Genomic DNA, 9,723 nt, shown 5'->3' on the forward strand with positions numbered 1-9,723 from the left:
CGCGCTTCCGAGATTGTGCCAGCGCTTCGAGCGGAACTTTGCCAATGCCATCAAATCCCTGCGCGCCGCGCGAGATATGCGCGGATGGCCCGATCGACGATCCGGGCAAAGCGGCGCTGGCCGGCATCGGACGCGAGCAGTTCGGCATCCTCGGGATTGTTGATGTACCCGGTCTCCAGCAGGATCGAGGGAATGTCGGGAGACTTCAACACGGCCAGCGCGGCCGACTGCACACTGGAACGATGCAGCCGCAGATCGCCCTCGGCCTCGCGCAGGAACAGGCTTGCGGCCTCCACCGAGTCCGCCTGGGATTTGCGCTGTGACAGATCGAAGAGGATGGCGTTGACGGCATCGTCGCTGCTCGACAGCGAAACCCCGTTCACCGTATCGACCGCATTCTCGCGCGCGGCGAGCCTTTCGGCGGCCTGATCCGAGCCCTTTTCCGAAAGCACGTAGACGCTGGCGCCGCGGGCGCTGTTGCTTTCCGCACTGTCCGCATGGATCGAAACGAACAAGTCCGCACCCAGCCGGCGGGCGATATCCGGTCGCTCGCCCAGCGTGATGAAGCGATCGTCTTCGCGAGTCAGCGCCACCCGGATGCCGCCGCCCGCGAGCAATTCGCGCCGCAGCGCTTTGGCGAAGGCCAGCGCCGCATCCTTTTCGCGGAACGGACCGGTCCCGGCTCCGGGATCGAAGCCGCCGTGTCCGGGATCCAAAACCACCAGGGGGCGGGTCGCATCGGGCGGGCCGTCGATGCGCGGCAGATCGATCGCCCCGCCTTCCTCGGGCAGGTCGATCCGAACCACGTAGTCGTAATCGCCGCCAAGCGCGGCGCGTTGGTCGAAGACGATCAGCCCGACGAACACCGCGACGGGCCCCAGTACCAGCAGCAGAAGGATCGCACGGCGCAACATCGCCCACTGGGTAGGACCGCAATTCCCGCGCCGCAATCGCGCAAGGCCGCACAATCCCTAGCTTTGTTTACGCCGGGCTAACCATTCTGCCTGCACAACCCGGCGCCAATCAACTTGCCGAGCTTGGGCATGAATGCTAGTCGAATTTGACAGGGGTCTTTTACTGTCGCCAAATTGCCATCTCCGATCCGTCCCGCGCGGGCTTTCGATCGAATGGCAGGTATCGTGGCAACGGCCCCTGCCGTCATGATCGAAGGGGCATCCGCCCGATCGGTCCCAAACAGGTTGACGCGAGATATGAGTAATTTCCCCCAGCATTGCCCGTCGCTGCCATCGCGCGCGACGGCCGTGCCGGGGGTGCTTGCGCGAGAGCAATCACCGCGCATTCTCTCCCTCGCAGACACGCAAGCACAGGGCGCGGCGCCGGATTGCCGCGCTCTTTCGCTCTCATCCGCCCGCGGCGGAACGGGCCCGGGCATCAAGCCCCGGCCGTTCGCATCGCCGCGCGGCAATCCCAATACAGTTCGCGCCGCATCGTCTCATCCGGACCTGATCCGGCGCGCATGGAGATTTCATAATGGCAACGCGCATGCTCATCGATGCGCGCCACCCGGAAGAAACCCGGGTGGCGGTACTCAAGGGAAACCGCATTGAAGAATTCGACTTCGAGTCCGCCGATCGAAAGCAGATAAAGGGTAACATCTACCTCGCGAAAGTTACGCGGGTCGAACCATCGCTGCAGGCGGCCTTCGTCGATTTCGGCGGTAACCGCCACGGTTTCCTCGCGTTCAGCGAGATCCATCCGGACTACTATCAGATCCCCCGCGAAGACCGCGAGGCGCTGCTCGCCGAAGAGGCCGAAGCCGCCGCCGAAGAAGCGGCTTTGCGCGCTCACGACGACGACGATCACGGCGACAACGACGGCGACGGTGACGATTACCACGACGATGGCGGACTGACCGAAGTCGACACGTCCGAGAAGGACGATGTCGCCACGTTCGAAGCCGGTCAGACGGAAGACGACGATTCGCAAGACGCCGAAAACGGCGACGGCGATCGCGCGTCCGATTCCGATGACGACGAATCCCCCCGTCGCGGTCGTGGCCGTGGTCGCGGACGTCAGGGCAAGGGCCGCTCCAAGGCCGCCGACGAAGTGCGCGCCAAGCGCATGGCGCTGCGTCGCCGCTACAAGATCCAGGACGTCATTCACCGCCGCCAAGTGCTGCTGGTGCAGGTCGTCAAGGAAGAGCGCGGCAACAAGGGCGCAGCGCTGACCACATATCTCAGCCTCGCGGGGCGCTATTGCGTGCTTATGCCCAATTCGAGCCATGGCGGCGGGATCAGCCGCAAGATCAGCTCGGCCAGCGACCGCAAGCGCCTGAAGCAGATCATCGCCGAACTCTCGCTGCCCTCGAGCATGGGCTGCATCGTGCGCACCGCCGGCTTGCAGCGCACCAAGACCGAGATCAAGCGTGACTTCGATTACCTCGCCCGTCTCTGGGACGAACTGCGCGAACGCACGCTGAAGTCCGCCGCGCCGACGTTGATCCATTCGGACAGCGATCTCATCAAGCGCGCGATCCGCGATATCTACAATCGCGATATCGAGGAAGTCGTCGTCGAAGGCGAGGACGGTTACCGCGCCGCCAAGGACTTCATGAAGCTGCTGATGCCCAGCCACGCGCGCCGGGTTAAGCCTTATTCCGATCCCGTGCCCTTGTTCCAGCGTTACGGTGCCGAAGATCAGTTGACCGCGATGTACGATCCTGTCGTGCAGCTGCGTTCGGGCGGCTACATCGTCATCAACCCGACCGAGGCGCTCGTGTCGATCGACATCAACTCGGGCCGCTCCACCAAGGAGCACGGCATCGAGGCAACCGCAGTCAGCACCAACATCGAAGCCGCGCACGAGATCGCCCGCCAGTTGCGCCTGCGCGACATGGCCGGCCTCGTCGTCATCGACTTCATCGACATGGAATACGGCTCGAACGTCCGTAAGGTCGAAAAGGCGATGAAGGACGCGCTCAAGAGCGATCGTGCCCGCATCCAGGTCGGTCGCATTTCCAGCTTCGGCCTGATGGAAATGAGCCGTCAGCGTCTGCGCACCGGCGTGCTCGAATCGACCACCCGCGAATGCCCGCATTGCGATGGCACCGGCCTCGTACGCACCGCGAGCTCCGCCGGCCTTTCGGCGCTGCGCCTGATCGAGGACGAGGCCGCCAAGGGCAAGGGCAGCGTGATCTCGCTCTACGCCAGCACGGAAGCGGCGGTGTACCTGCTCAATGCCAAGCGCGGCGACCTTGCCGAGATCGAAGCGCGCTATGGCGTCGTGGTCGAAGTGATTCCCGAGGGCGAGAACGAAGGCGCGAAGATGCGCGTCGGCTCGTCGGGTCCTCGCCTCGCCAATCCGCCGGTGTTCGAGCCCATCGTCGACCTTGAAGAGGACGACGAGGATCTGCCCGAAGACGACGAGAACGAGGAAGACACCGAAAGCGATAGCGATAGCGAAGGCGACAAGGACACCGAGTCCGAGGACGGCAACGGCTCGCGACGTCGTCGGCGCAAGCGTCGGCGCGGCGGTCGCGGGCGCGACCGCAACGACGATCAGAGCCAGGACAATTCCTCCGAAGACAGCGCGTCCGACGACGCCAGCTCCGACGACGAAGACAAGTCCCAGGCCACCGGCGAAGACGACGATCAGCAGGACGACGGCGCGCCCCGCAAGCGTCGCCGTCGGGGTGGTCGCCGCAGGCGCGGTCGCGGTCGTGACGAGAACGAGAACGCGCAAGACGGCAACGATAACGACGCCGATGAGCGCTCGGATGACGCACCCGCGTCGCCTGCTCCCGCAGCGGACGAGGTCGTAACCGAGGAACCGGTCGCAGAGCCTGCGGCAGCCGAGCCGGTCGCAGCCGAAGCGGTCACGCCCGAACCGGAGGCCGAGGCCCCCGCGCCGAAGCGTACGCGTCGCAAGAAGGCCGATGCCGTCGAGGGCGAAGCCGAGGCCAAGCCGCGGCGGACTCGCGCGAAGAAGGCCGCTCCGGCAGAGGCCGAAGACGCGGAAGCCGCACCGAAGCCCAAGCGCACGCGCCGCAAGAAGGCCGATGCCGTCGAGGGCGAGGCTGCCGCCGAGCCGGAAGCCGAAGCCAAGCCCAAGCGCACACGCCGGACGAAAGCCAAAGCGGCTGCCGAAGATGCATCCTCGTCGAACGAGACTACGTCAGCAGCGGCCGCACCTGAACCGGCGCCTTCGATCGCGGCAACTGCCGAGACGCCCGCCAGCCGGGCCAACGACGACGGTCCGGAAAAAGTCACGGCTGACGAAAGCGGTGACGGCGACAGTGACGATGATGGCAAGCCGCGTCGCGGCTGGTGGCAGCGCACTTTCGGAAACTGATACCTTCCCTGCAGACATCTGCAGGCAAGCATGAACGGGCCCGCCCCGGCACCATCGCCGGGGCGGGCTTTTTCGTGCGAACTTGGTGCCGCAGATAGGAATACCCGAGAAGCGCGGCATGACGGTGAGCGCCTTTGCGCTCCTTCCGCCCGTCTTGCCGCGCGAAAGCCGGCGTCGCGGAGCGCAACCCTGTCCAAATGTGCCCTTGCCCCCCATCCATGAATCGCTAGAGAGAAGCCCATGGGATGCGGCTTTTGTCGCAATGCAGCACGAACAGGAACGAGCGATGGCGACCTTTACCTTGCCGAAAAACTCCAAGATCACGGGCAAGGCCCGTCATCACGCTTCGGAGAGTTCCGGGGGGAAGGTGAAGAAGTTCACCGTCTATCGCTATGATCCCGATAGCGGCGAGAACCCGCGCTACGACACGTTCGAGATCGATCTCGACAATTGCGGACCGATGGTGCTCGACGCGCTCATCAAGATGAAGAGCGATCAGGATTCGACGCTGACGTTCCGGCGCTCCTGCCGCGAGGGTATCTGCGGCTCGTGCGCGATGAACATGAACGGCAAGAACGGCCTCGCCTGCACCACCGCGATCGAGGATCTGAAGGGCAACATCCGCATCACCCCGCTGCCGCACATGGACGTGATCAAGGATCTGGTTCCCGACTTCACGCACTTCTACGCGCAGTACGCCTCGATCCGGCCCTGGCTGCAGACCGTTTCGACCACGCCTTCGGGCAAGGAGCGGTTGCAGACCCCGGAACAGCGCGAAAAGCTCGATGGACTCTACGAGTGCATCCTGTGCGCCTGCTGCTCGACCGCGTGCCCCAGCTATTGGTGGAACTCGGACAAGTTCTTGGGCCCTGCGATCCTGCTGCAGGCCTATCGCTGGCTTGCCGACAGCCGGGACGAAATGACCGGCGAGCGTCTCGACGAGCTCGAAGATCCGTTCCGCCTCTATCGCTGCCACACGATCATGAACTGCGCGAACGTGTGCCCCAAGGGCCTCAGCCCCGCGCGCGCGATCGCCGAAATCAAGAAGATGCAGGTCGAACGGCACGTCTGAGGTGGCTGCCACCGCCGCGCTTGTCCAGACCCCGGATCCTGACAATCCGGGCTGGACGACCTGGGACATTGACGACCAGAGCAGGTTCAACCCGCAAGTCATGCGTCGCCTGATCGTGCGCGCCGAGGGCGAGCATGGGGCGCGGATGCGTTTGGTCGAGCCCAAGGCGCTGCATGCCAACCTGCAAGGAACGCTCCACGGCGGCGTCACTCTGGCTCTGGTCGACATCGCCATGTTCGCGACGCTTTACATCGTGAGCGGTGACGATGCCGAAGGTTCGGTGACGCTCGACCTCAATTGCCAGTTCATCGGCACGGGCTCGCTCGATAAGCCGGTCGATGTCGTCAGCGAAGTGCTGCGCGAAACGCGCCGCCTCGCATTCGTCCGCGGGATCGTTGAACAGGGCGACACGCTCGTGGCGTCCTATTCGGGTACGCTGCGCAAGCCATCCCGCCAATGACCGGTATTCTCGAACGATACGAAGCGCTGGTGGCGACCGGCGAGCTTCGCGCCGACGCGGAACAGGCCGACGCGGCCGAGCGGCTCGAGCAGTTGCAGCGCGAGCTCGAAAAGCAAGCATCCGCGGGCCTCATCGGTAAGCTGCTCAAGCGCAAATCCCCCGGCCCGCGCGGTGTCTATATGTGGGGCGGCGTCGGACGCGGTAAATCGATGCTGATGGACCTGTTCCATCAGACGCTGGCGATCGACGAAAAGCGCCGCGTGCATTTCCACGCCTTCATGCTCGAAGTTCACGAGAAACTTCGCGACGAGCGCCGCAAGGAAGAGGGTGATCCGATCCTGCCGGTGGCCGCGGCGATGGCGCGCAACGTGCGTTGCCTCGCGTTCGACGAAATGGTCGTCAACAATTCGGCCGATGCCATGATCATGAGCCGGCTGTTCACCAGCATGATGGTCGATCAGGGCGTGACGATCGTCACCACCTCGAACCGCGCGCCGAACGAGCTCTACAAGGACGGTCTCAACCGGGAGCACTTCCTCCCGTTCATCGCGCTGATCGAGCAGGAACTCGACGTCCTGCCGCTCAATGGTCCGACGGATTATCGCCTGCAGCGTCTCGGCGGTATGGCGACCTGGCACGAACCGCTGGGCGAGCCCGCGACCGAACAGACGCGCGAGGCCTTCTTCCGCCTGACCGACTATCCGCCCGAGGACAGTGAACACGTTCCCTCGGCAGAACTCGATCTCGGCGGTGGTCGCAAGCTGCACGTGCCCAAGGCGCTCAAGGGCGTGGCGGTGTTCAGCTTCAAGCGACTGTGCGGCGAAGCGCGCGGGGCACCCGATTATCTTGCTATCGCACGTACCTATCACACCGTTATCATCGTCGGAATTCCGAAGATGGGGCCCGACAAACGCAACGAAGCGGCCCGGTTCGTCACCCTGATCGACGCGCTCTACGAGAACAAGGTCAAGCTGATCGTGGCAGCCGATGCCCTTCCGGAAGACCTTTACCAGTCAGGAACCGGTCGCTTCGAATTCGAGCGAACCGTAAGCCGTCTTAACGAAATGCAGAGCGCCGATTACCTCGCACTAGGCCACGGCACGAGCTGATCCGAACCTGAGGACGCCGCGCGCCTTAACCTCAGCTCCGGGATAAGACCTGCACCCGCCCCACAGCAAAAAAGCCCATTCCGAGGAATAGGCTTTCTTACCAGCGTCTTAGCGCTGATCTCAAACTGTTCGACCCAAAAAATCTCGTGGTCGAATCAGAAGAAAAGGAACTTAATGAGCCACATAGAGGCCTCCTGTTAACGACTAGGAGTCCTCGTTAGAACATTATTTACCTTTTAACAAGTCTTTAACCATGTCTCCACACGGATTCTTTGGTTTGCGTCCTCTCGGCATGGAGCAAGGCCACGAAGTCTGCGAACGGCATAGGCCGCGCCAGATGGAACCCCTGCGCAAGATCACAGCCCATTTTCGCAAGGATTTGCATGGTCTCTTCGTCTTCCACCCCTTCGGCGACAGCTTCCTGTCCAAGCGATTGCGCCAGCCTCACCACACTCTCGACGATGGCATAGAGGCGCTTGTCATGCGCGATGCCGTCCACGAACCGGCGATCGATCTTAACCTCGTCGCAAGGGATCTCGGCGAGATAGGACAAGCTCGCCTGCCCGGTGCCGAAATCGTCGATCGAGAGGCGGAAGCCCAGAGCGCGCAGTTGCGCAATGTTCCGGCGGGCCATCTCCCGGTTGTTCATGCTGAAGGTTTCGGTGACCTCGATCACGATCCGGTTACACTCGCACGAACGCTCTGCGGCGAGTTTTGCGATACGGTCGACCAGATTGGGGTGATCCGCCATCCGTGCCGAAAGGTTGACCCCGATGCGGATCGTATTGAACGCGCCAAGTTCGTTCGCCATGTCCATGGCCCGCGCAAAAGTCCAATAAGTGAGTTCTTCGATGCGGCCGCTGCGCTCGGCCTGTAAAATGAACTCGTCGGGCGGAATATATCCGCGGTCCGGATCATTCCACCGGATCAGGGCTTCCGCGCCGATAATCCGTCGCTCGCGAACATCGTATTGCGGCTGCACCGCCAGCCAGATCGCACCCGTGCGCAGGCCTTCATCGATGCGCGCATGCATCGAGAGTTCCCACGATGACTGTTCCAGGCGCTGAAGACCGAATTCCTCGTAGAGCTTGCTCTTGGTCAAAGCTTCCGTAGCGCCCGCCAGCGCGGACTGGACGCGCGTCGTCGGCTGATTGCTCCAGTTGCGGTCGATGCCGAAATGAATGTTCGTATCGAGAACTTGCCCGTCGATAATGAGCGGCGAGGAGAACAGCGCCTTGAGACCTTCCAGGTGCTCGACCAGTTCAGCCAGATTTTGCGACCGCTCGAGCCAGGCGAAATGCCCGTTATCGTTGTCGTAGATGACCGAATCGTTCGCCCCCAACGAGAGCCGGCGGGCGATCTGACGGGCCACTTCGCCGTGTAATTCGCGCGGGAGCGTGGCCAGGATCTGTTCGTACTGACTGATCGCAGCAGAGACGACGTCGCTGTTCTGGATCGAAGGTTCCGAAAGCAGCGCCTGAATGCTGGGAAGTCCGGATTCGGAGCTGGTCAGAGCCACCCGCTCGCGCCATTTTTCCGCTGCCCGCAGCGGAACGTAGACAATCAGCAGCGTCAGACAGAGATCCGGCTCGAGCAGCAAATCCCGCGTCTGTAGAACGGCAGGGAAAACCAGGATCCCTGCGGCCAACGCTCCGTAATGCACTGCCTTCCAGCGCGGCGGCACGTAACATCGCCCCAGGACGATCATCAGCACCGCAAGCAGCAGCAAGGGCAGCCCCGCCTCCTGCTGGGACCATTTCGACAGATAGCCGTGCATGGCCGCAATATCGAGCAGAGCGCCGGGTCTTCGGCCATGGCCGAAATAGCCATAGGCGCTGTCCGCGTCGTAACTGGTGCGCGTCAGAAAGACGGTCTTGCCAGTCAGGCTGGCAGCAGCGCTTCGGTCCTGGAGGATGCGCGCGCCACTGACGATGGGAATGGCGTCCGGATCGATCGAAAAATCCGGGACGACGATCGACCCGGAAAGTCCCTCACGGCCTCTCGCCGCGATCGAGGGGATGTTCCCGGTCGACGGCATGGAGATCGTCGACGGCGCGCTCATCGCGTAGATCATCGCATTCGCTTTCCACACCGAAGCCGTGACGGGCAGATGATCTCCCAGATCCGTGTTCGATGCGGTCTTGATGGCTCTTTCACCATAGCGGACCATCTCCGCCCGATGGACCAGAACACTCAGCTTACCGCTTCGCGCCAGTGCCGATTTGAGCGCGGCATCTCCGACCGGATCTTCTCCAAGGACGTTGGGCACGTCGAAATAGATGCGTGCAGGCCGGGCCGCGGCGACGTCGTCGATCAACGCCGCCTGCCGCTGGGTCGAGGCGGCAATGGATTTGGCGGACAGGGTATGGCCTTCGTCCAGCGAGACGATGGCGAACTGCTCCTCCGTAGGTTGGGAATGAAGCTTGAACCACACGTTCCAGTACATGTGCGAAAGCACTGGCGTGAGGTCGCTGAAGGCAAGCATCACCAGGGCGGCAAGCGCCACAACAAGTGGTGATTTCGCATGCTTGAGCATAGATGCTTTTTAGCCTGGGACCCTGTGTTGGTCAGGCGTTTACCATCACTTTGGTAAAATTTGAATGAAAGTGCCTTGTTTACGCTGTTTCCGTGAAGCGCGGGCGCTTCAAGTCATCGTGTAATTGCGGCTGCTTCCCTCGGACCTTGGTTGAGGCGCACACTTCTGGTTGTCGAATCCTGAAGGAAGGAAACAGCCATGAAGCACTATGCCGGATTGGACCTGTCGATGGAAA

Annotated in this window: 6 protein-coding genes; 4 read left to right on the forward strand and 2 right to left on the reverse strand. The window is 62.6% G+C overall.

The features are described 5' to 3' along the window. Nucleotides 1-50: 50 nt before the first annotated feature. On the reverse strand, nucleotides 51-914 hold the full coding sequence (locus tag GQO94_RS02030) for an N-acetylmuramoyl-L-alanine amidase family protein (protein ID WP_156839463.1): 864 nt from the start codon (nucleotides 912-914) through the stop codon (nucleotides 51-53). A gap of 577 nt (nucleotides 915-1,491) precedes the next feature. Here GQO94_RS02030 and GQO94_RS02035 point away from each other — a divergent pair. The 4 genes from GQO94_RS02035 to zapE all read left to right on the forward strand — a co-directional run bounded on the left by GQO94_RS02035 (nucleotide 1,492) and on the right by zapE (nucleotide 6,952). Next, nucleotides 1,492-4,311: an Rne/Rng family ribonuclease gene (locus tag GQO94_RS02035; protein WP_156839464.1), complete on the forward strand. Its 2,820-nt coding sequence runs from the start codon at nucleotides 1,492-1,494 to the stop codon at nucleotides 4,309-4,311. A 286-nt stretch (nucleotides 4,312-4,597) separates the two neighbouring features. Next, the gene (locus GQO94_RS02040; RefSeq protein ID WP_156839465.1) at nucleotides 4,598-5,383 is read left to right on the forward strand and encodes a succinate dehydrogenase iron-sulfur subunit; all 786 of its coding nucleotides are present in this window, start codon (nucleotides 4,598-4,600) and stop codon (nucleotides 5,381-5,383) included. 1 nt (nucleotide 5,384) lies between these two features. After that, nucleotides 5,385-5,843 carry a PaaI family thioesterase gene (locus GQO94_RS02045; protein WP_156839466.1) on the forward strand — a complete coding sequence of 153 codons (459 nt, stop codon included), beginning with the start codon at nucleotides 5,385-5,387 and terminating at the stop codon, nucleotides 5,841-5,843. Further along, nucleotides 5,840-6,952 (forward strand): cell division protein ZapE, encoded by a 1,113-nt coding sequence (gene zapE / locus GQO94_RS02050; protein ID WP_156839467.1) that lies wholly within the window; start codon nucleotides 5,840-5,842, stop codon nucleotides 6,950-6,952. Before GQO94_RS02045 ends, zapE begins: the two co-directional genes overlap by 4 nt. Nucleotides 6,953-7,199: 247 nt before the next feature. Here the strand turns inward: zapE and GQO94_RS20935 are convergent, their stop codons facing one another. Further along, a complete protein-coding gene (locus GQO94_RS20935) occupies nucleotides 7,200-9,488 on the reverse strand; it encodes an EAL domain-containing protein (protein WP_156839468.1) in 2,289 nt (762 codons plus the stop codon). Between the last annotated feature and the right edge of the window lie 235 nt (nucleotides 9,489-9,723).

This window comes from Novosphingobium aquimarinum, assembly GCF_009746585.1.
Lineage (GTDB): Bacteria > Pseudomonadota > Alphaproteobacteria > Sphingomonadales > Sphingomonadaceae > Novosphingobium > Novosphingobium aquimarinum.